19 protein-coding genes are annotated in these 20801 nt (G+C 47.5%); 13 read left to right on the top strand and 6 right to left on the bottom strand.

What is annotated here, in order from left to right:
• Positions 1-307: 307 nt before the first annotated feature.
• Entirely contained in the window at positions 308-2797 is a 2490-nt protein-coding gene (gene mutS / locus PJF56_RS08975) for a DNA mismatch repair protein MutS (protein ID WP_430540879.1), read from the top strand.
• Between the two features lie 47 nt (positions 2798-2844).
• Here mutS and asnS read toward each other — a convergent pair whose 3' ends face one another.
• Positions 2845-4233 (bottom strand): asparagine--tRNA ligase, encoded by a 1389-nt coding sequence (gene asnS / locus PJF56_RS08970; protein WP_283762323.1) that lies wholly within the window; start codon positions 4231-4233, stop codon positions 2845-2847.
• A gap of 13 nt (positions 4234-4246) precedes the next feature.
• Complete coding sequence (locus tag PJF56_RS08965) at positions 4247-4810, bottom strand: 5-formyltetrahydrofolate cyclo-ligase (RefSeq protein WP_283762322.1); 564 nt, start codon at positions 4808-4810, stop codon at positions 4247-4249.
• Between the two features lie 238 nt (positions 4811-5048).
• On the opposite strand from PJF56_RS08965, the gene psbV reads away from it, so the two are divergent.
• The 5 genes from psbV (at position 5049) to PJF56_RS08940 (ending at position 8601) form a co-directional block, all read left to right on the top strand.
• On the top strand, positions 5049-5540 hold the full coding sequence (gene psbV / locus PJF56_RS08960) for a photosystem II cytochrome c-550 (protein ID WP_283762321.1): 492 nt from the start codon (positions 5049-5051) through the stop codon (positions 5538-5540).
• A 158-nt stretch (positions 5541-5698) separates the two neighbouring features.
• Positions 5699-6205 (top strand): photosystem II cytochrome PsbV2, encoded by a 507-nt coding sequence (gene psbV2, locus PJF56_RS08955; protein WP_283762320.1) that lies wholly within the window; start codon positions 5699-5701, stop codon positions 6203-6205.
• A gap of 76 nt (positions 6206-6281) precedes the next feature.
• Complete coding sequence (rsmH, locus tag PJF56_RS08950; protein ID WP_283762319.1) at positions 6282-7139, top strand: 16S rRNA (cytosine(1402)-N(4))-methyltransferase RsmH; 858 nt, start codon at positions 6282-6284, stop codon at positions 7137-7139.
• 283 nt (positions 7140-7422) lie between these two features.
• Complete coding sequence (locus PJF56_RS08945; protein ID WP_283762318.1) at positions 7423-7815, top strand: response regulator; 393 nt, start codon at positions 7423-7425, stop codon at positions 7813-7815.
• A 114-nt stretch (positions 7816-7929) separates the two neighbouring features.
• On the top strand, positions 7930-8601 hold the full coding sequence (locus PJF56_RS08940; RefSeq protein ID WP_347179502.1) for a class I SAM-dependent methyltransferase: 672 nt from the start codon (positions 7930-7932) through the stop codon (positions 8599-8601).
• A 42-nt stretch (positions 8602-8643) separates the two neighbouring features.
• Here PJF56_RS08940 and bicA read toward each other — a convergent pair whose 3' ends face one another.
• From bicA to PJF56_RS08925, 3 genes are all read right to left on the bottom strand, one after another.
• Positions 8644-10380, bottom strand: coding sequence for a bicarbonate transporter BicA (gene bicA / locus PJF56_RS08935; RefSeq protein ID WP_283762316.1), 1737 nt, complete (start codon positions 10378-10380; stop codon positions 8644-8646).
• A gap of 375 nt (positions 10381-10755) precedes the next feature.
• A complete protein-coding gene (locus tag PJF56_RS08930) occupies positions 10756-11298 on the bottom strand; it encodes a phosphate-starvation-inducible PsiE family protein (RefSeq protein WP_283762315.1) in 543 nt (180 codons plus the stop codon).
• Positions 11299-11403: 105 nt separating this feature from the next.
• Positions 11404-12510, bottom strand: coding sequence for a sodium-dependent bicarbonate transport family permease (locus PJF56_RS08925; RefSeq protein ID WP_283762314.1), 1107 nt, complete (start codon positions 12508-12510; stop codon positions 11404-11406).
• 553 nt (positions 12511-13063) lie between these two features.
• Here PJF56_RS08925 and PJF56_RS08920 point away from each other — a divergent pair.
• From PJF56_RS08920 to PJF56_RS08905, 4 genes are all read left to right on the top strand, one after another.
• The gene (locus PJF56_RS08920) at positions 13064-13381 is read left to right on the top strand and encodes a P-II family nitrogen regulator (RefSeq protein ID WP_283762313.1); all 318 of its coding nucleotides are present in this window, start codon (positions 13064-13066) and stop codon (positions 13379-13381) included.
• Between the two features lie 256 nt (positions 13382-13637).
• Positions 13638-14435, top strand: coding sequence for a 30S ribosomal protein S2 (rpsB, locus tag PJF56_RS08915; protein ID WP_283762312.1), 798 nt, complete (start codon positions 13638-13640; stop codon positions 14433-14435).
• A gap of 88 nt (positions 14436-14523) precedes the next feature.
• Positions 14524-15183 (top strand): translation elongation factor Ts, encoded by a 660-nt coding sequence (gene tsf / locus PJF56_RS08910; RefSeq protein ID WP_283762311.1) that lies wholly within the window; start codon positions 14524-14526, stop codon positions 15181-15183.
• 134 nt (positions 15184-15317) lie between these two features.
• Positions 15318-16364, top strand: a complete 1047-nt coding sequence (locus PJF56_RS08905; protein WP_283762310.1) for a hypothetical protein — start codon at positions 15318-15320, stop codon at positions 16362-16364.
• Between the two features lie 48 nt (positions 16365-16412).
• Here the strand turns inward: PJF56_RS08905 and bchI are convergent, their stop codons facing one another.
• Positions 16413-17522 (bottom strand): magnesium chelatase ATPase subunit I, encoded by a 1110-nt coding sequence (gene bchI, locus PJF56_RS08900; protein WP_283762309.1) that lies wholly within the window; start codon positions 17520-17522, stop codon positions 16413-16415.
• Positions 17523-17722: 200 nt separating this feature from the next.
• On the opposite strand from bchI, the gene PJF56_RS08895 reads away from it, so the two are divergent.
• The 3 genes from PJF56_RS08895 to PJF56_RS08885 all read left to right on the top strand — a co-directional run bounded on the left by PJF56_RS08895 (position 17723) and on the right by PJF56_RS08885 (position 20538).
• The gene (locus PJF56_RS08895; protein WP_283762308.1) at positions 17723-18520 is read left to right on the top strand and encodes an alpha/beta hydrolase; all 798 of its coding nucleotides are present in this window, start codon (positions 17723-17725) and stop codon (positions 18518-18520) included.
• Between the two features lie 32 nt (positions 18521-18552).
• Positions 18553-19185, top strand: a complete 633-nt coding sequence (locus tag PJF56_RS08890) for an alpha/beta hydrolase (RefSeq protein WP_283762307.1) — start codon at positions 18553-18555, stop codon at positions 19183-19185.
• 162 nt (positions 19186-19347) lie between these two features.
• Positions 19348-20538 (top strand): tetratricopeptide repeat protein, encoded by a 1191-nt coding sequence (locus tag PJF56_RS08885; RefSeq protein ID WP_283762306.1) that lies wholly within the window; start codon positions 19348-19350, stop codon positions 20536-20538.
• Positions 20539-20801: the final 263 nt, after the last annotated feature.

Below are 20801 nucleotides of genomic sequence, written 5' to 3'. Positions count from 1 at the left end.
GTCCGGATAAAGGGTGAAGAAGCGGGCAAGATGCCCGCACTCCTCTAATCCCTTGATATTACTGGAGTGGGAGCGTCTCGCTCCCTAAATTTTTAATCATGGTATTTCCGCTTCGCGGACATGAACAATCGGACTTGATATAATGAGTAAGAATTTAACTCATTTTTCCCTAATCTTGCTTCTGTTATAATATTTTATTGCCCATTACCCATGACCAGCGCCTGTGAGTTATTCTGCTACTGGTTCGGAAGACTTCAATATTCCTAATGCTGATTATCGAGAGTTGGATCACAAGAAACTCACGCCCATGCTTCAGCATTATGTGCAGGTGAAGGAACAATATCCCCATGCCCTGTTGCTCTACCGAGTGGGTGATTTTTTTGAATGCTTTTTTCAGGATGCGGTTACCCTGTCGGTACAGTTAGAATTGGCGCTTACGAGTCGGGATGGGGGTAAAGAAATTGGGCGAGTGCCGATGACAGGGGTTCCCCATCATGCCCTGGAACGATATTGTCCCCAATTGGTGGAAAAAGGCTATCCGGTTGTAGTCTGCGATCAGACGGAAGATGCGGCAGTCGCGCAGGCGGAAAAGCGGATGGTGACGCGGGAGATTACGAAAATTTTGACCCCTGGAACCCTCACGGATGAGTCGATGTTAAGCGCTCGTCAGAATAATTTTTTAGCGGCAGTGGTGCTGGCTAAAGACTACTGGGGATTAGCCTATGCGGATATTTCTACGGGGGAGTTTTTTACGACTCAAGCGAGGGGTTTGGAGCATTTGCATCAGGAATTAATGCGCTTGCAACCTTCGGAGATTTTGATGCCGACGGATGCGCCGGATCTGGGCAAAATGTTGCGCCCTGGGGAAAAGTCCGATCGCCTTCCGGAGGGGTTACCGGATTGTTTTTGCTATTCTTGGCGATCGCAGGTTGTCTTTAGCCTGCAAGAGGCAACCGATCGCCTGCTGAGTAAGTTCAAGGTCAGATCCTTGGAGGGGATGGGATGCGATCGCATTCCTTTGGGGGTTCGCGCTGCGGGGGGACTCTTAGAATATGTGGAGGAGACACAGAAGCAAAATGCTGTCACCCTGCAATTATTGCGCAGTTATTCCACCCAGGATTTCCTGATTTTAGACCATCAAAGTCGCCGCAACTTAGAAATTACGGAAACTGTGCGCGATCGCACCTTCAATGGTTCCCTGTTATGTGCCATCGATCGCACCTTAACTGCCATGGGAGGGCGTGCCCTGCGTCGCTGGATCTTGCAGCCGTTGCTGAAGGTGAAAGGGATTGAAGCGCGACAGGACACGATCGCCGAATTAGTCCAGGATACGGAATTAAGGGACTCAATTCGGCAAAATTTACGCCAAATTGCCGATCTGGAACGGCTCACCGGGAAAGCGGGATCGGGAAGCGCTAATGCTAAGGATCTGATCTCTTTGGCAGCATCTTTAGCCCAGTTACCCCACCTTGCCCAGTTAGCCAGTCAGGGGCGATCGCCGTTTCTGAGGGCGCTGCAAACTGTGCCACCGGAATTAGAACAATTAGCCCATAAAATTAAAGCCTATTTAGTAGAAAATCCCCCACAGCAGTTGAAAGAAGGGGGTTTGATTCAAGCGGGGGTGAATGGGGACTTAGATGATATGCGATCGGAAGCGCAAGAGGATCAAGAATGGTTAGCCTCTTTAGAAACCCGCGAACGGGAAAGAACGGGCATTTCTAACCTGAAAGTCGGGTATAACAAAACCTTTGGATATTACATCAGTATTGCTCGCTCTAAAGCCGATCGAGTTCCGGAAGACTATACCCGCAAACAAACCTTAGTTAATGAAGAACGGTATATTACCCAAGAACTGAAAGAACGGGAAGCCAGAATTCTGAGCGCACGAGAAGATTTAAACCAATTGGAATATGAGTTATTTGTGCAATTGCGAACTGAAGTGGGGGAACAAACGGAGTTAATTCGCAGTGTTTCCCGCGCAGTTGCGGCGATCGATGGGTTATCTGGATTAGCACAAGTTGCAGTCGTTCAAGGATACTGTCGTCCCACCTTAACCGAAGGTAGAGAAATTATCATCCGGGAAGGCCGACATCCGGTGGTTGAGCAGACTTTAGGACGGCCATTTTTTGTGCCTAATTCCACAAGTTTAGCCAAAAATGATAAAAAAGAATCTACAGATCTAGTAATTTTAACGGGGCCCAATGCTAGTGGAAAAAGCTGCTATCTGCGGCAGGTGGGGTTAATTCAACTGATGGCGCAAATCGGGAGTTTTGTCCCGGCAACATCGGCGACATTGGGACTTTGCGATCGCATCTTTACCCGTGTCGGTGCAGTAGATGATTTAGCCACCGGTCAATCTACATTCATGGTAGAAATGAATGAAACCGCCAATATTCTCAATCATGGCACTTCTCATTCCTTAGTTTTATTAGATGAAATTGGTCGCGGAACTGCCACTTTTGACGGTTTATCTATTGCTTGGGCTGTAGCCGAATACTTAGCCACAGAAATCAAAGCACGAACCATTTTTGCCACCCATTACCATGAACTCAATGAATTAGCCTCAATTTTAGATAATGTGGCTAATTACCAAGTCACGGTCAAAGAAATGCCCGATAAAATCATCTTTTTGCACCAAGTTCAACCCGGTGGCGCGGATAAATCCTATGGCATTGAAGCCGGACGATTAGCTGGTTTACCCAAGGTAGTGATTGAACGGGCTAAACAAGTGATGACTCAGATCGAACAACATAGTAAAATTGCCGTTGGCTTACGTCAAGGGATTTCTAAATCATGATGTTGTTCAAAGAAAAGTGCTGTATAGGGAGAGGGCAAGATCTCGGCTTAAAAGTCTAAACTCAGGGGAGCGCGGGGGAAGGGAATCACATCGCGAATGTTCCCCATTCCGGTCATAAATTGCACCAACCGTTCAAAGCCTAACCCAAAACCGGCATGGGGAACACTTCCAAAGCGCCGCAAATCTAAATACCACCATAACTCCTCTGGGTTAATGCCATGGGATTGCATCCGATTTTCCAGGATATCTAAGCGCTCTTCCCGTTGGGAACCGCCGATAATTTCGCCGATATTGGGCGCGAGGACATCCATTGCGCGGACGGTTTTTCCATCATCCCCGACGCGCATATAGAAGGCTTTAATCTCTAGGGGATAATCGGTGACAATCACCGGTTTTTTGAATAACTTCTCGGCTAAATAGCGCTCGTGTTCTGATTGCAGGTCTAACCCCCATTCTACGGGAAACTCAAATTTATCGGGGGCTTTTTCTAAAAGGGCGATCGCCTCTGTATACGTGACCCGTTCAAACTGATTGTTAATAATATTATCGGCTGTCGCTAATACCGTGTCATTAATCCGTTTGTTGAAAAACTCCATATCCTCCGGGCACTTCTCCAACACCGACTTAAACACAAACTGCAAAAACTGCTCGGCTAAATCCATATTGCCCTCTAAATCGCAAAACGCCATTTCCGGTTCAATCATCCAAAACTCGGCTAAATGGCGGGAGGTATTCGAGTTTTCCGCTCGAAATGTGGGGCCAAAGGTATAAACATTACCAAAGGCCATGGCCATGACTTCCGCTTCGAGTTGTCCGCTCACGGTGAGATAAGCGGGTTTGCCAAAAAAGTCTTGGGAATAGTCCACCGCTTGCTCTTTTGTGCGGGGGACATTTTGTAGATCCAAGCTCGTCACTGCCAATAACTCACCCGCTCCTTCGCAATCATTCCCGGTGATAATGGGGGTGTGAACCCACAAAAAGCCCCGTTGTTGAAAAAATTCGTGAACGGCGGCTGAACAGGCATTGCGGACGCGGAAAACTGCCCCTAACGTATTGGTGCGCGATCGCCAATGGGCAATGGTTCGTAAAAACTCAAATGAATGACGCTTTTTCTGCAAGGGATAATTCTCATCTGCTTCCCCATACACCACCACTTTTTCTGCTTTTAACTCCACCCGTTGTCCCTTGGCTGGAGAAGCGACCAAAACTCCCTCCACTTCCACCGATGCACCGGTATTCAAGGACTTCAGCACTTGTTCATACTGGGGCATTTCCCGATCCAGAACCACTTGCAAAGAAGCTAAACAGGAACCATCATTGACTTCCATAAACGAAAACCCTTTCAGTTCCCGTTTCGTGCGTACCCATCCTTGGATCGTCAGGCGATCGTCTGGGTTTCCTTGACGTAGAATTTCCGCAATGCGTTTTGGGGTCATAAACTTGTTTACCTTAAACTCTCCATTGATCTATCAGCCTAACCTGGCGATCGCTACAAATAGCCGTTAAGGGGATATCCCAGTCCTCTACTGGCAGTTGCTCCACCCAAGCAAAGTCAAAGATAATACCAATTGTTGGAATCTTCCTCCAATCTGCCTTACTGAGCAAGCGGTCATAATATCCACCCCCATAGCCTAAACGATATCCTTGGCGATCGCATCCCACCGCCGGAACCAAAATTAAATCCACATCCTGGGGCCTTAAAACCGGTGCATCGGGGTGAGGTTCAAAAATGCCATATTTTCCCGTTTGCAGGGGTTCTGAAGGCTTCCAGATATGCCAGGAAAGAGATTTACCCACGGTTCGAGGCAATCCCCAAACCTCCCGTTCTGCCCACAACGCACTCAGATCCGGCTCTCGGCGATGACTCCAATAGGCGAGAATGGTTTGGGCTTGCTGAAACAGGGGAGCCTCTTTGAGATTCTGGCACAGGCGATCGCTTTTCGCTTTCGAGTCTTCCACAGACAGGGACTCGCGAGCCTGGAGTAACTGTTTACGAAGTTGGCGTTTATCCATGGGACGAATCTTGACAAAAGACTGGGACTATGCGTAACCCCATTTTGGTTGAACTTCAATGAAAATCTCATCTGAGAGTTGGTCTAAAGACCCCACAGTGGCATGATATTCATAATGAAGATCAACATAGAAGGTTACGATCTCAAGTCCAGTGGGTATTGTACCGACAATTGGGCTAGGGTCGGCCAAGGTGTTGAAAATTCCAATAACAAAATGTCATAGTCTTTGAGGGAGAACCATGCTGAAACGATACATTGTGCTGATATTAGCCACTGTATTTCTGGCTCTGAACGTTGTTGTCGGGAGTGCGACGGCTGCCAATATTTCCGAACAGAACCGCACCATTCCCATTAATGAATCGGGTGAAACGACCACAATTACTCAAGAAGAGTATGTGTTAGGGAAGAGATTGTTTGTCGATACCTGCTCCCAGTGTCATGGAACAGGGATGACTAAAACCAACCCGAATGTGGGCTTGGGTATTGAGGCTATGGCTGGGGCAGAACCCCCCCGTGATAATCTAGGGGCTTTAGTCGATTATATGCAGAATCCCACGACCTATGATGGAGAGATTGAAATCTATGAACTCCATCCGAGTACCCGGAGTGCGGATATTTTCCCAGAAATGAGAAACCTCAGTGATGAGGATTTAGAAGCGATCGGCTCCTATATTCTGGTAGAAATGAATGTGCGTCCGAATCAGTGGGGAGCGGGTAAAAATACTCGTTAATTCTCAAGGATTGCGCTCCTACTCTTGGGGATCTCCTGGGGGTAGGAGTGGCTCTTTTTCCAGGTTAGCAGCAGTCTTAGGTACTGCTGCTGTTAATGTTTATTGATGTAAAGTTCATGATTAATTTCCCTCGATTCAAATCTGGTTTAAGCTTCTGTGTGACTCAGAGTGTTCAACGATGGAGGGCTTGGGTACGTCCGGTGGTGGCGATCGCCTTAACGATCGCTTTCCTCTGGACTCTGGCTACTCCATCTGCCTTGGCATCGGATCGGTATGTGATCCGTTTCCTGAAAGCTTTGGAACCGGTAGAGGTTCCCTTAGATACGGAAGGTAATACGCAAACCGTGACCCCGGATCAGTTATCGGAAGGTAAAACCCTGTTTAATAAAAATTGTGAAAATTGCCATTTGGGTGGCACAACCCTGCTCAGTGAATATGAGTCCTTGTCTTTGGAGTCTCTGCATAATGCCAGCCCTCCCCTAGATAACATTAGTAATATGGTCGGTTTTTTACGCGCCCCCTTAAAACAACAGCAGGGATATCAAAAATATGCCTGTCGTGAAGTCAGTCCGGAGTGGATGGAGTCGGAAGAAGTCGAGAATTTATCAGCATTTGTGATCCGTGCGGCTCAGGAAGTAGACGGTTGGGGAGCCGGAGAGTTTTAGATTAGGGAATAGGGAGTGGGGGAATAAACCATTACCCATTAGCAATTACCCATTAGCAATTACCCATTACCAGCCTGTGACAGAGTTTGTACATATTCCCGTTTTAGGGTCGGAGTTAATCCAAGGTCTCGAAGTGCGTCCAGGGGGCAAGTATCTGGATGCGACGGTGGGAGGGGGCGGCCATACCTTGTTGCTGTTTGCCCAAAGTCCGCAGATCTCGGTAACGGCAATTGACCAAGATAGGCAAGCACTGGAGGCGGCTCAATGTACTTTATCGGAGTATGGCGATCGCCTAACCTTCTGGCAGGGCAATTTTGTTGATTATCCTGGCGAAGCGGAACACTTTGATGGCATTATCGCCGATTTAGGAGTCAGTTCGGCCCAATTTGATATCCCGGAACGGGGGTTTAGTTTTCGCCATACTGCGCCCTTAGATATGCGGATGAATCAAGACCAATCTCTGACGGCTGGTGATTTGATTAATCATGGGGAGGAGAAGGAATTGGCGGATATCTTTTATCAGTATGGTGAGGAGCGTTTATCCCGACGCATTGCTCGCTCTATTGTGGCCAAGCGTCCCTTTAACACGACCACTGAGTTGGCCCAGGCGATCGCCTCCTGTTATCCCCCTCGCGCTCGTCATGGGCGAATTCATCCCGCAACACGGGTGTTTCAAGCTCTGCGGATTGCAGTCAATGGAGAGTTAACCGTTTTGCCCCAGTTCCTAGAACGGGCTTCAAACTGGTTAAAACCGGGGGGCATTTTAGGGGTGATTAGTTTTCACTCCTTAGAAGATCGTTGTGTCAAACATTACTTCAAAGATTCCCCACAGCTTACCGTTTTGACGAAAAAACCGATTATTCCTCAAGCAGAAGAAATCCAAAACAATCCCCGTGCGCGATCGGCAAAATTACGATTGGCAAAACGCATATAGCGCGACGCGCTGGGGAATAGGGAATAGCTTATAGAACTGTTTCAAACCTCGATCCAATTCTTTATAAAACTTAGAGTTTTTGTGAGTTATTCTCTTATCGGTATCTTATAAATGTTTATAATTTAAGCTTTAAGTCTGTAAAACCGAAAAAAACTGGAAATTATTGGGGATCGAGGCATATTGTCTGAAATGATAGGACTAGAAGATTAATAACCTATCTGTCTCAAGGGAGCATAAACCATTTGTAGCTCTTGAGCCACCAGTAACTTGGTTTAACGGGAATATGGAAACTTTAAAAAATAATGTTTTACTCTTAGGGCAAGAGTTAGACGATCTTAACCTCTTGCAATCGCTACTTAACCATGTGCCCTGTCAAGTAGCGATCGCCAAGTCACCAGAACAGGCAGTGACTCTATCGGGTCAGACCCTTCCGTGTTTAGTGATTTTATCAGGCAATTGTCATCAATGGTCGGCAGATTTTGTCCATCAATTGCGAGAGCAGGCTCAAAAATGTGGTGTAACCATTGTTGCCCTCACGGATTGTCATGCTCCCAGTTGGTTTGATCGAGAACACCATCTAGGGGTGGATGGATACTTAGTTAAACCCGTAGCCACAGATATTCTCATGTCAGTGGTAGAATCAGCTAAACTGCGGCAATTTTGTTGTTTTCCGTAGCGCACAGAAAGGCGATCGCCCCTGTAACCTTGCTGTTTGCCGAATCAAATCCTGAAAAATCGTTGTTCCCATTACCGATTACCCATTACCGATTACCGTGCAAAGCGCTATATTATGTCCCTACAAACCTTAAATCTCACCCCTGAACTGTATTATTATCTACAACAGGTATCCCTGAGAGAACCCAAAATTTTAGCCCAACTGCGAGCAGAAACGGCTCAAAATCCTAGGGGAGGGATGCAAATTTCCCCGGAACAAGGCCAGTTTATGGCGTTTCTGGTGCGGTTGATGGGGGCGAAAAAAACCTTAGAGATTGGGGTATTTACGGGGTATAGTAGCTTAGTGGTGGCCTTAGCCTTGCCTCCAGAGGGTCGGATCGTGGCTTGTGATGTGGATGCACAGGTAACCGATGTAGCGCGTCGCTATTGGCAAAAGGCAGGGGTGGGCGATCGCATTGACTTACGCATTGCCCCCGCCTTAGACACCCTGGATCGACTGATCGCCAACGGGGAAGACAATACATTTGATTTTGCCTTTATTGATGCCGACAAACGCAATTATCTGAACTACTACGAAAAAGCCTTAACCTTGGTGCGTCCAGGAGGCATCATTGCCATTGATAACGTCTTATGGTTCGGACAAGTCGCCGATCCCCAAGTCAACGATCCGCGCACCCAAGCCATTCGAGACTTTAATCAAACGCTCAAAAAAGATGAGCGCATTGAGTTAACTTTAGTCCCCATTGGCGACGGGTTAACGTTAGCTTGGAAACGTCAATTAACCTGACATCAAAGATGCCAGGTTAATCAACACAAAGAGAACTTGAGTTCAATTGTTCAACGAAGGACGGGATAAATCAGGGGAAGACGCAATACCCGAAGCGCTATCGCTTGGAGACTCATATGTGTCAGATGGGTCAGGGTTGAGTAATGCGATCGCCTGACGCAACGCTTCCGTGCGGTCTACAAACAGGTGATTCGGAGGTAACGCCGCCAATACACCCAACTTTTCTAACCGCCGTTCCACTTTACCAGAAGCACCGACAATCATCACCTGACGACCTTCATCAAGAGCATCTTGAATCGCATTTTGAATCGCTAAAGAAGACGTAACCCCCATCACCGGCACATCCGTCAAATCCACAATCAGAACATCATGGTCTTCCATCGCCGTATGCTCGCGAGAAATCGCCTTAGCCACCCCGAAAATCATCGGCCCGCTTAAGTGGAACAGCAACACTCGGTTATTGGCGCGATCGAGCAGTTCTTTCTCTTCATCATTAAGCAAGATCGCATCATCAGCATCCGTAATCGTCTTCACATCATTGGACTGAAGTTCACTGAGACGGTCAATGGTCAAGATATTCGCAATAAACACCCCAACCCCAACGGCTGTAATCAAATCTACAAATACCGTTAACCCAATCACACCGTACATAATCAAGGCCCCTTTCAAAGAAACCTTATGAGCTTGTTTCAAGAAGCCCCAGTCAATAATATCAATACCCACTTTCAGCGCAATCCCTGCCAACACTGCCAAGGGAATACTTTGAGTTAATCCACCGGCAAACAGAACCACACAGAGTAAAGCCACCGCCCGAACGACACCAGAGAGAGCCGTGCGTCCTCCCGTTTGGATATTAATCACCGTTCCCATGGTTGCCCCAGCACCGGCAATACCGCCGAATAAACCAGACATGATATTCCCCAAACCTTGACCAATTAACTCCTTATTAGAATTATGTTGGGTACGGGTTAAACTATCAGCCACCACAGACGTTAACAGCGCATCAATACATCCGAGCATCGCTAGAACGAGAGCATCAACCACCATGATTCTCATCGCTCCAACACTGAAAATCGGTAATTGGATGCTAGGCAAACCGCCAGGAATTTCACCAATCCGCCGTAAATCAGCATTTCCGAACAGAGTCACCGAGATAATCGTTCCTACAACTAAGGCAATCAGTTGGGGAGGCACTAAACGCTTAACTTTCGAGGGCGTTAAGAACAGAATCGCCACAGTGATTGAGGCTAAAATTAATTCGGTCGGTTGAATATTCGCGAATAGATCGGGTAGGGAGGTAATCGTTCCAATCACACCGCCTTTGGGACTGGCCTGACCTAGAAAGGGCCCCAATTGCAGGATGATCATGATTAAACCAATCCCGGACATGAACCCAGAGATTACCGTGTAAGGCATGAGGGTGACATACTTCCCTAACCTCAAGACTCCAAATAAAATCTGAAATACCCCAGCCATCATCACCACGGTAAAGGCCATGGCTAGACCTTGCTCTTGACCGTAGGAACCGACTAGGCTGGCAATCACGGCGGTCATAATCACCGTCATCGGCCCAGTGGGTTCAGAAATCAGGGTTGGCGTTCCCCCAAAGAGGGCGGCAAATAAGCCGACCAAAACTGCACCATAGAGTCCAGCTTGGGCCCCTGCACCAGAGGCAACCCCGAAGGCCAGGGCCATCGGAAGGGCAATTACGGTGGCGGTGAGACCGCCAAAGATATCCCCCTTTAAGTTATTTAAATTGATTCGGTTAAAGACTTTCATTTTTGAACCGGTTTTCCTTGGTAGTAAAAAAACTGTATATTAATATACAGCTAATAAGGTTTAATCTTTCTATCTATACTTAGTGTTTAATCTATGTATAGAATAAGATTTTCTGATACTTTTGATTATTGTATCTGCATACTACCTTAAAAAATCGAATAGTAGAAGGAAATTCAGGAGTTTTCTGTACCCCTAAGCTTAAAACCCAGCCGATCAAACTAAAAAGCCGGGGCATGACCCCGGCTTTTTAAGTAGCTGTGTTTTTTTTTGTACCGGCGGGACGTTGACACCAGCGAAGAAGTCATTGGCCCAGACATAATGGTTTTGGTTTGCGATCGATTAGGGTGAATGAATGCAGGCAGGATCAAAGCTGGCTTACTTCAAAGATAAGGATTTAGCATCCAGTTTGCCGTCCCTTTCAGCCGATGATTGACTAAAGCGTATCTGGTGACGGCGGGACACCTGCTGCTCTGGGTCAACGCCATCAAAGGTCGGCGGAATCCAAGCACGGACGACTAATAAGCCTCCCAGCACGATCAGAAAAGAGCAGGCCGCCATAACCTGCACCCACGGAGTTTCCAAAATCCCTCGGACAATAATTTCCCGCAGTACAGAGACGATAGAGACCTCCACGGCAACTCCAATGGAAACTCGATGCTCCTTTAAATAAATAATCAGCAATCGAAACAATTCCACCAGAATGAGCAAGAACAAGATATCAGCAGTGACCCGAGGAAAGTTCAAAGGAGGCAATAGGGATAGAAACATCTCTCGTAATTGCATGACCATGAAGCTAAACAGGCCAATGCACAACGAAATCACAATTAAGTCCTGCACCAGTTCGAGAACACGAACGACGCGGTCTCCATTAAACCAACTGAACGAGCGAGGAGAAGGGTTTGATGATAAGGGTTCCATCTTTAATTAAAGGTAAAAAGTGAAAGTGGAGAAGCGGTCTAGATTCGGCATTATAGCCGCCGCGTTGGTCGCCGGGCAGAAGTGCCGGCAGACCACGTTTGGAATTCAACCACCCAGCGCTTGGGCAAGGCTGAGGAAGAGCGGGATTCCCAAAGCCAGTGCCACTGGCGTGCCGACGGCTGTGGACGAGCCGATGTACGCGGAGGGATTGGCCGACGGAATACCAGCTCGTAAAGTAGGCGGCCCTGAGATGTCTGAACTGGAGGCGGCAATGACAGCCAGGAGTACAACACCGCCAAGGCTGAATCCTGTTGCGACGTGGGCAATCCAGCCGAGACCGAAGGCGATGAACCCATGGAGCAGAGGTGCAATAAAGGCATATAGAGCGTACCACTGGCCTACCTTGCGAAGCTCACCGATCCTTGCCGTGGCCTCCATACCCATGACCAGCATCAGGATCGAAAGCAGGCCGCGAAAGCCGGGATTGAAGAAGCTCTCATAAACACTTTCGGGCCGGGTTAGCAGGCCTAGAGCAAGACCGAGCAGCAGTGCTGATAGGGCAGAACCCTGGAGGCTTTCCTGGATAATGGGCCAGATCCGAACCCGGTGGTTTGCACTACCTCGCGGCTTGCTGATGACTGCTGTACCGCCCTGCTCGCTGCCATACTCTTGCTCGCCGAGATACTCCTGTTTGCTGCGCTGTTCCTCTTCGGCCTGGCGCTGCTTCTGCTTGCTAACATAAATGCTGGCCAAGACGATCGCCGTTACGAGCGCTGGGATGTCCATGAAGGGATAGAGTGCAGCGGCCCAAGGTTCGTAGGCCATGCCTTCTGATTCGACGATCGTTATACCAGCAGCGAGGGTAGATCCACTTACAGCACCGAACAACCCCGCAGTCGCAATGGCATCCACGACTTTAACGTTCGGCAGTAGGGCTAAGGTGTAGCGCCCGATGAACACGATCAGGATACCTAGAATCACGGCGAACGCTGCGGGCAATAGCATCTCTACCAGATTGGCATTGCGGATGGCAATACCGCCGCTCAATCCGACTTTGATGAGCAGCATGAAGACAATGAACTTATAGATCGCATCTGGAATTTGCAGTCGGCTATTGACGGCGGCAACGACCATACCACCAATTAGAAAGCCGAGTGTCGGGGACTGCAATTTCCCCAGGAAAAGCGTAAAGAAATTGGATAAAAAATCCATGAATACCTCCTTCCACCTCTTCTACGAGGGTTGATTATTGTGATTAAGTGAGCTTCAATAAAGTAAAGGTGAAGGGCTTCACCCCTACAGCACAGGTGCTAGATGAGAACCTGTTGACAGGGTGTTCAGAGATACCCGATCTCTGAACTAGGCTGGAAGGTTATAGCTGTTTTGCATCACATTCCATAGATTCCAATCTATTAAGATTTGAATTTTATGTACTTAAGTCTATCCTAAAATGGACAGATTTTTGCACTCTGTCACATGGATTTCCAACGCAATGTCAAATTCAACTGATAAGTTTTTCTTTTGTTTGGCGATCTACACTTCTAGTGAATGTTAATTGACTAACCCCCTGACCCACATCGTTTTGATCCTGAATGGCGGTCATAACGCCAAAACCATAAGTTTTTTTTATATAATTCTTCCGCTAATCTGAGTCAATCTTTTTCAACAGAGGGTAGGAGTTTGGCATAAACTAAAAAATTATGATTCAAGGCACAACCATAGAGTCTTGAATTGCGATCGCAGAACCCATTAAGAGGTAACCTCTATGACTCAGAAAGCCAGCAAGCTCGTTATCGTCACGGAAAAGGTACTGCTCAACAAGGTCGGCAAGATCATCGACGCAGCCGGGGCTACCGGTTATACGGTGGTGCCGGCTGGCGGTAAAGGCAGTCGCGGCGTGCGATCGTCGGGACAACCCACCGTTGGAGACACTTACGCGAATGTAAAATTCGAGGTACTCACCCCCAATCGGGAGATGGCGGCGAAGATTTCCGATGAGATTGCAGAGCAGTTTTTCGAGGATTATTCGGGCATCATCTATGTCTGTGACGTGATGGAGGTACTGTACGCGCACAAGTTCTGACGTAAAATAAAACCCGTTAGTTGGTGCGGAAAACTCTTTCAGGCGTTTTCTGCACCCCACTGATGGGTCACCTGTTAAAGTGATGTGCATTATTCCCTCCCCATGAAACAATTGGACATTTTTGTGGCAAACGCATCCAAATTGTGCTTTAATAGTAAGGTTGTCTAAACACGCACATCTAGGAGGTTCGGGTGTTTCCGTGCTGGAAATCAATCTACCTAGATGGAGGATAAACCCGAAAGGAGAAATAAACCCTATGCCCGTTGTTTCACTTGCACAGTTATTAGAATCTGGAGTTCATTTCGGACACCAAACCCGTCGCTGGAATCCGAAGATGTCTCAGTACATCTACACCTCCCGCAACGGTGTACATATTATCGATCTGGTACAAACCGCTCAGAAAATTGAACAAGCCTATCAGTACATGCGTACCATGTCTGAGCAAGGCAGAAAAGTTTTGTTTGTGGGAACCAAACGGCAAGCGGCCGGAATTATTGCCCAAGAAGCCTCTCGCTGCGGCGCTTACTATATCAATCAGCGCTGGTTAGGGGGAATGCTGACAAACTGGGCCACGATTAAAAACCGGGTAGAACGGTTAAAAGAACTCGAACGCCTGGAAAATAGTGGTTCTTTAGATTTGCGCCCGAAAAAGGAAGCGTCTGTATTGCGTCGGGAAATGGGTAAACTGCAAAAATACCTCGGCGGCATCAAGACGATGCGTAAAGTTCCTGATATTGTAGTGGTGATTGACCAACGGCGGGAGTATAACGCGGTTCAGGAATGTTTGAAACTCAATATTCCAATTGTGGCTCTGCTGGATACGAACTGTGACCCGGATACGGTTGATTATCCTATTCCTGCTAATGATGATGCCATTCGCTCGATTAAGTTGATTGTGGGTAAACTGGCAGATGCCATCTATGAAGGTCACCATGGCGAAGTCTATGTAGAGGATCAGGATGATTATCCGGATGCAGAGGAAGACTTTGATGATGAAGACTTTGATGAGGATGAGGATGAAGAGGAAGGTGAAGGGGAGAGTAAGGAAGACTAGAAGATCGCCGATCGCCTTATCAGGCTTATCATGAAAGAGTAATCAGCCGTGCGTAAGCACTTTGATGTAATCAAGAATCTGAATTAACATGGCAGAAATTTCAGCAAAACTGGTTAAAGAGCTACGGGAAAAGACGGGCGCTGGCATGATGGATTGCAAAAAAGCGCTCCAAGAAACCGATGGCGACCTGGAAAAAGCCTCAGAATGGCTGCGTAAAAAGGGGATTGCCTCCGCAGGTAAAAAGTCCTCTCGTGTGGCGGCTGAGGGTTTAATCGATAGTTATATCCATACCGGTAGTCGGATTGGGGTTCTGGTGGAAGTGAACTGTGAAACCGATTTTGTGGCTCGTGGAGAAGCATTCCAAACCCTGGTTCGCGATATTGCCATGCAAATCGCTGCTTATCCGAATGTTGAGTATGTCAGCATAGAGGATATTCCGGCAGAGATTGTCGAGAAAGAAAAATCGATTGAAATGGGACGGGAGGATTTAGCCAAAAAACCCGATAACATTAAGGAAAAAATCGTGGCTGGACGGATTGAAAAACGTCTGAAGGAATTAACCTTACTGGATCAATCGTACATTAAAGACCAAACCAAGACGGTTGGTGAATTGGTGACAGAGACGATCGCCTCATTGGGTGAGAATATTCAAGTGCGCCGCTTTGCTCGCTTTGTCTTGGGTGAAGGCATCGAGAAAGAAGAGAGCAACTTCGCGGAAGAAGTGGCTGCACAAGTGAGCGGTAAATAATCAATGAAGGGTTTGAGGGAGGCGGGTTGCTTCTCTCAACCTTAACTGCTCGCTGGATAAGGGGCGTAGATGGTTACGCTCCTTTACTCTATGAAGGGGTAACCCGTAGAAAAGCTGAGAGTAAATGTATAATTATGGCTAGATCCATAAAGCGAATCGAAGGAGAGATCGAGGAGTTGGAGAGTGCGATCGCCTCTTTAGCAGAAGAATTTTATCAAGCCTACAGCAATTATACCCGACACTTGGGGCCGGCAGTGCGCCAACAGTTGATTTTAGCGAGTTATCATATCTGTACTAAAGGATATCCTCAAGAATTTCTGGAACTCTCGTTAAGCAAACGACAACAGTTACAGAAAGCGATTAAAGATTTAGCTCAACAAGCAGAAGTGGAAATTAGGGCGATCGTCAGTAGACCTCTACAAGCACCTCCAACCCTTTCCTCAGACAGAGAAGAGGAAGACAACCCAGAAGATGCCGAAGCAGATCCCAAACCTCAATCCTCAGAGTTGAGCCTTCTGGAGTCCGAAGAAGAACCGGCTGCGATCCAAACCCCCCAAGCTCTGGCCCAATGGCAGGAAAACTTGGAAATAGCAATATTCGAGCAGTTAGACTTCTTCTCCCAGGAAACGAATCAAGTGTTGAGGGCGGCCCAAATTTTTACCGAAGACATACCGCAACCCCTCTTAGAGCTGGCAAAACAGGCAATGGGCGCTCAAGAGACTCTGGCTCCAAGTGTCCCCAATATCTTAAGTTTAGTCCTGGAAGCAGATAATTTTATCAATCCCAGGAGACAAGGAGATTTTAAGGGGCAAATGGAACTACCGGAACGGCTGCTCAAACAACATCAAGATGCCATAGCCCCAGTGATTATTGGCTTGCAAAAGGGGGACTACGATCCAGATGAAGATGAAGAGGAGGATGAAGAGGAGGACGAGGACGATGAACTCGATCCGATCGCCCTTTTGCCTTTTTCCCTCCCTCTGAAAATCATGGTGGTTAAGCTGCGTTTATCGGAGATTGAGTTTAGCGATCCGAGGGTAACGAGATACCGCAATCAACTCAGGCATTTACAAGATCGCCTGCGCTCTAGGGAACAAGACTATCAGCGCAAACAAAAAGAATATGCGATCGCCCAAGCAGAAGCTGCCTGGCGATCGAGTTGGGTGGAAGACCGGGAATAGAATGGGGAGATGGGGGGATGACCGCCCATTCCTTATTCCCCATTGCCTTTAAGCTTCCGGTTCGGCTAACCCAAACACGCGGCAAAAGACCTTTTGCACCTTGTAACCAGAATCAATCGACTCTAGGGGATCTTTCCGCAGACGGTGGCGCAAACAGAGGGTAACCACTTGTTGAATATCCTCTACCGTCACCTCTGTGCGTCCTTCAAAAGCGGCCAACGCTTTAGCAGCGCGGTTAGTGACAATATCACCGCGCAAACCATCCACATCTAATTCCGAACAGACTTGGGAAATTTGCACCCGTAATTCATAATCAATATTGACAGAAGATAGACGCTCTCTGGCTTGTACCAATCTTTGTTGTATAGCCTCTTGCTCCGTTTGAGAGCGTTGTAAAAACGCCTTGGGATTGCTATCAAACGTCGATCGCTCTTCCACAATTTTCACCCGTAGATCTGGCTCTTTCACGGTGCGAATTTCGGCGTGCATTCCAAACCGGTCTAATAACTGGGGTCTGAGTTCCCCTTCTTCCGGGTTTCCCGAACCGACTAACACAAACCGGGCTGGGTGACGGATGGAAATCCCTTCCCGCTCTACCGTATTCCAGCCACTCGCAGCAGAGTCAAGCAAAACATCCACTAAATGGTCATCAAGAAGGTTAACCTCATCCACATAGAGAATTCCCCGGTTGGCTTTAGCCAATAGTCCCGGTTCAAAGGCTTTCACCCCTTCAGAGAGGGCCTTTTCAATATCAATGGTTCCGCATACCCGGTCTTCGGTTGCCCCCAGAGGCAGATCCACCATCATCACTTTGCGGCGCGTAATGGGGAGGGTTTCTTGGTTGCTCGCCCGTTGTCTGACTTCATCACTCATCAGTTCTTGATCGTGGGGATCGCTGTTAAAGGGGTCATCGGCAACGATTTCGATTTCCGGTAATAAATCGGCTAAAGCGCGAATGGTTGTGGATTTACCCGTACCGCGATCGCCCATAATCATCACTCCCCCAATTTTCGGGTCAATCACATTAAGCAGCAGGGCTAGTTTCATTTCTTCCTGTCCCACAATCGCAGTAAAGGGAAACACAGGGCGGCTCTGCTGCACAGGAGATAAGGGGATTTCACGGGTTGAGTTCTGCTCAGGGGCGAGGACTGAATTCATAGGGTTACTTATCTATCGGTTGATTGGATCACATCAGGAGGGCATAAACCCCCTCTACTTATCTTCCCTGAAAAGTGCGCGGTTTTGAAGAGGATGGTAAAACTCAGAGATCGGGCATAATTTTTAATTTTTTAAGGCATTTAGATTCAACCAGAGCAAATCATGCTTATTATAGAGTCACATCTGTTGAGGAGAACGCGATGGATAGAGTTAGCATCAATGCCCTAGATCGTTTTCGCCAGGGAGCGATCGCTACCTTGTTGGGAACCGCAGCGAGTGCAGCCAGTATGGTCTGTTTCGCTCCTACTGCCCAGGCTGCTGATACGATCATTTTCAAATATAAATCCGAGGAAGTCACCCTAGGGGTGCGCGAATTGAGAGCATTTGTTCGCAATGGTGAGATTCCCTCAGATTTGCAGCGCTTCTTAGACGATACCGATCAAGTGCCCTCAAGAGTACAAGATATTCTGAATTTATCGATTCAAGTCAATCCAAACTTTTTCCGAGACTTGATCAATACCTCTACCGGGGAGTTTGTGGTTCTGAAGTTAGATGAGGCGATCGCCTCATCTGCCAGTAGCGATGACTTAGAAGCGGTTAAAAATACCCTCCTAGAAGCGGTAGAAGATGATGGAGAGCTGTCCATTATCGGCTTACTCGAACGCTATCCTATCGACACCATTACTGTCGATCTGACCAATTTAGAACCGGTTTATCTGCAAGCTAAGGCTCTGGTAGAGCGCATTATTCCCGCCTTAGAAGTCGCCAAACGCTTCCTTCAAGATATCGTCTGTGAATGCGAAGAATCGAGTAATCTGCCCACAACGGAAGGACTCTCTGCTGCTGCACCGGCGAGCAATACCTGCAAACCCAGCAGCTATACGGCGGAAGTTTCTGAAGATGGCACGATCGTGATTAAAGATATAGCCGATGACTCCATTGTGTTAGAGTCCGTCAGCTTCACTAACCTTTCTCGTCTCAGCGCCACCGTTGAGTAAATCCGGTTGATTACCTTTGAGACTCAATGCTTATGTCTACAGTTATACAGTCCATTCAACACCAGGTTTCTCAGTGGATGGTTCGCGCCCGTCCCCTAGTGTGCGCGACGGCTGCGAGTCTGTGTTTAGGAAGTTCGGCAGCTCTGGGTGCTGAACGAGTCGTGTTTAAGTATGGCCCGGTTTCTCGGTCGGTTCCTGTGGCCGATTTGACCGAGTTTGTGGAAACGGGAGAACAATCGGCGATCGTTCGGTTCATTCTGGATTCTGCCAATGCCGATCCGGAGCAGATGCGCGAGTTGTTAACCTATAACGTGGGAATTAACTTGTTATTCGTGGATCGAGTGTTTTACTCGTTACCCGGAGAGTATGTGTTGTTTGAATTAGGTTATTTGTTTAGTACCAAGTCGGGAAAAGCCAATATTCAAGCCCTGCGCTCTGCGGTTACCCTATCTGCTAGTGATGATGGCCAGATTTCTTTGTTAGAGTTTTTGCAGAAATATCCTACGGAAGGACTCTATGTCGATGGACAGCGCGTGCAACAAGTGGCTAATGATGCGATCGCCTTTGTGGATCGTATTGGGGTACAGTTAGAGTTGCCGATCGCCATTGTCAAGGATTTTCTCAGTAGCGTGGTTTGCGACTGCGAAGAAGTCGAGAGTCCCTGAATGTTTCCATCTCCCCATCTTTTAGAGGATGGGGGGATGGGGGAATGGGGGGACGCGGGGACGCGGAGACGCGGAGACATGGAGACACGGGGACATGGGGGCGCGGAGAATGAGAGAAGAGCCAATTACCGATTACCCATTATTAATTGTTAATTGTTAATTATGAAGTTAAGCCTGTGCATTATTGTTAAAAATGAAGAGCAAAATCTGCCCGCTTGTCTGAAAAGTGTGAAAGATGTGGTCGATCAAATAGTGGTTTTAGATACTGGATCGAGCGATCGCACCGTGGAGATTGCTAGACAATGGGTAGCACAGGTAGAATATTTTAAATGGTGTAATGATTTTGCGATCGCCCGTAATGAGTCCCTCAAATATGCACAGGGAGATTGGATTTTAGTCTTAGATGCCGACGAACAGTTGAATCCCAGCGCAATTAATCCCCTGAAACAGGCGATAACCTCCGAAGATCATTTAGTGATTAACCTCATTCGCCACGAAATTGGAGCCACCCAATCTCCCTATTCACTGGTGTCTAGGCTGTTTCGCAATCATCCCCAAGTGCAATTTACCCGCCCCTATCATGCCATTATCGATGATTCAGTTGAAGCCTTGTTAAAGCATGAACCCCATTGGAAAATTGCCAGCTTACCGGTAATTGCGATCGATCATTATGGCTATAAACCGAGCATTATCGCCGCTCAAAACAAGGCAGAGCGGGCGAAATTAGCCATGGAAACCTACTTAAGAGACCATCCTGGAGACCCCTACACTTGCAGCAAATTGGGAGCGCTCTACAGCCAAATGGGAGAGGTTAAACAGGGAATTGAGGTCTTAGAACATGCCCTATGCCAGGAAAGTAGCGATTTAGTCCGCTTTGAACTCTATTATCATTTGGCATTGGCATACAGTCGTCTGCAAAAGTTTGCCAAAGCCATCAAGTATTATCGACAGGCGATCGCCCTAGAGGTTTTATTGCCCTTAAAACTAGGAGCCTATAATAACTTGGGCAACTTGCTACAAGCCCAAGGCAACCTAGGCGATGCCCTGTTAATGTACCAGAAAACCATCGAAATTGACCCCACCTTTGCTCAGGGTTACTTTAACCGAGGCATGGCATTTAAGACTCTGGGAAAACTCGACAGTGCGATCGCTGCCTATCGCCAAGCCATCCAATACAATCCCCAATATGCCCAAGCCTATCAGAACCTAGGGGTTGCCTATCTCAAAGGGGGTAACGTTCCCGAAAGCCTTAAGGCATTTAAAGAGGCGATCGCCCTTTATAAAGGCATCAATCCCAAAGAAGGCGAAAGACTCCGCCAAGAACTAGCTGCCATGGGATTTACTCAATTATAAAGCTATAAAGCCAAAAAATAGGGGGTGAACTCACCCCCTCATCCGATCTACAAGTTTTACTCAAAGCAGTCAACACATCTCAATTCAGTAGGAGCAATCTTGAGAAGTCAACAACCCTAGAACCTTACGGGAAAATAGCGGGAGCATGAAAGCCTCCATCTTTTAAGTGGGGGATGAAATGCGACACGAGCGGTTTTAACCGCCGTGATGTTAATTTCTTTCCGTTGTCAATTTAGCGTTAAGTGCGCTAAACTAAGTTTATT

Source organism: Roseofilum halophilum BLCC-M91, from assembly GCF_030068445.1.
Lineage (GTDB): Bacteria > Cyanobacteriota > Cyanobacteriia > Cyanobacteriales > Desertifilaceae > Roseofilum > Roseofilum halophilum.
Note: the sequence above shows the minus strand (reverse complement) of the source record. Positions and strands in the feature narration are given on the sequence as shown.

Excerpts from the sequence above, each read along its gene's own strand:
- bicA (WP_283762316.1), bottom strand. The coding sequence starts at position 10,380 with ATGAAAGTCTTTAACCGAATCAATTTAAATAACTTAAAGGGGGATATC.
- PJF56_RS08930 (WP_283762315.1), bottom strand. The coding sequence starts at position 11,298 with ATGGAACCCTTATCATCAAACCCTTCTCCTCGCTCGTTCAGTTGGTTT.
- PJF56_RS08885 (WP_283762306.1), top strand. The coding sequence starts at position 19,348 with ATGAAGTTAAGCCTGTGCATTATTGTTAAAAATGAAGAGCAAAATCTG.
- mutS (WP_430540879.1), top strand. The coding sequence starts at position 308 with ATGCTTCAGCATTATGTGCAGGTGAAGGAACAATATCCCCATGCCCTG.
- tsf (WP_283762311.1), top strand. The coding sequence starts at position 14,524 with ATGGCAGAAATTTCAGCAAAACTGGTTAAAGAGCTACGGGAAAAGACG.
- PJF56_RS08945 (WP_283762318.1), top strand. The coding sequence starts at position 7,423 with ATGGAAACTTTAAAAAATAATGTTTTACTCTTAGGGCAAGAGTTAGAC.
- PJF56_RS08905 (WP_283762310.1), top strand. The coding sequence starts at position 15,318 with ATGGCTAGATCCATAAAGCGAATCGAAGGAGAGATCGAGGAGTTGGAG.
- PJF56_RS08925 (WP_283762314.1), bottom strand. The coding sequence starts at position 12,510 with ATGGATTTTTTATCCAATTTCTTTACGCTTTTCCTGGGGAAATTGCAG.
- asnS (WP_283762323.1), bottom strand. The coding sequence starts at position 4,233 with ATGACCCCAAAACGCATTGCGGAAATTCTACGTCAAGGAAACCCAGAC.
- PJF56_RS08920 (WP_283762313.1), top strand. The coding sequence starts at position 13,064 with ATGACTCAGAAAGCCAGCAAGCTCGTTATCGTCACGGAAAAGGTACTG.
- PJF56_RS08965 (WP_283762322.1), bottom strand. The coding sequence starts at position 4,810 with ATGGATAAACGCCAACTTCGTAAACAGTTACTCCAGGCTCGCGAGTCC.
- psbV (WP_283762321.1), top strand. The coding sequence starts at position 5,049 with ATGCTGAAACGATACATTGTGCTGATATTAGCCACTGTATTTCTGGCT.
- bchI (WP_283762309.1), bottom strand. The coding sequence starts at position 17,522 with ATGAATTCAGTCCTCGCCCCTGAGCAGAACTCAACCCGTGAAATCCCC.
- PJF56_RS08895 (WP_283762308.1), top strand. The coding sequence starts at position 17,723 with ATGGATAGAGTTAGCATCAATGCCCTAGATCGTTTTCGCCAGGGAGCG.
- PJF56_RS08890 (WP_283762307.1), top strand. The coding sequence starts at position 18,553 with ATGTCTACAGTTATACAGTCCATTCAACACCAGGTTTCTCAGTGGATG.
- PJF56_RS08940 (WP_347179502.1), top strand. The coding sequence starts at position 7,930 with ATGTCCCTACAAACCTTAAATCTCACCCCTGAACTGTATTATTATCTA.
- rpsB (WP_283762312.1), top strand. The coding sequence starts at position 13,638 with ATGCCCGTTGTTTCACTTGCACAGTTATTAGAATCTGGAGTTCATTTC.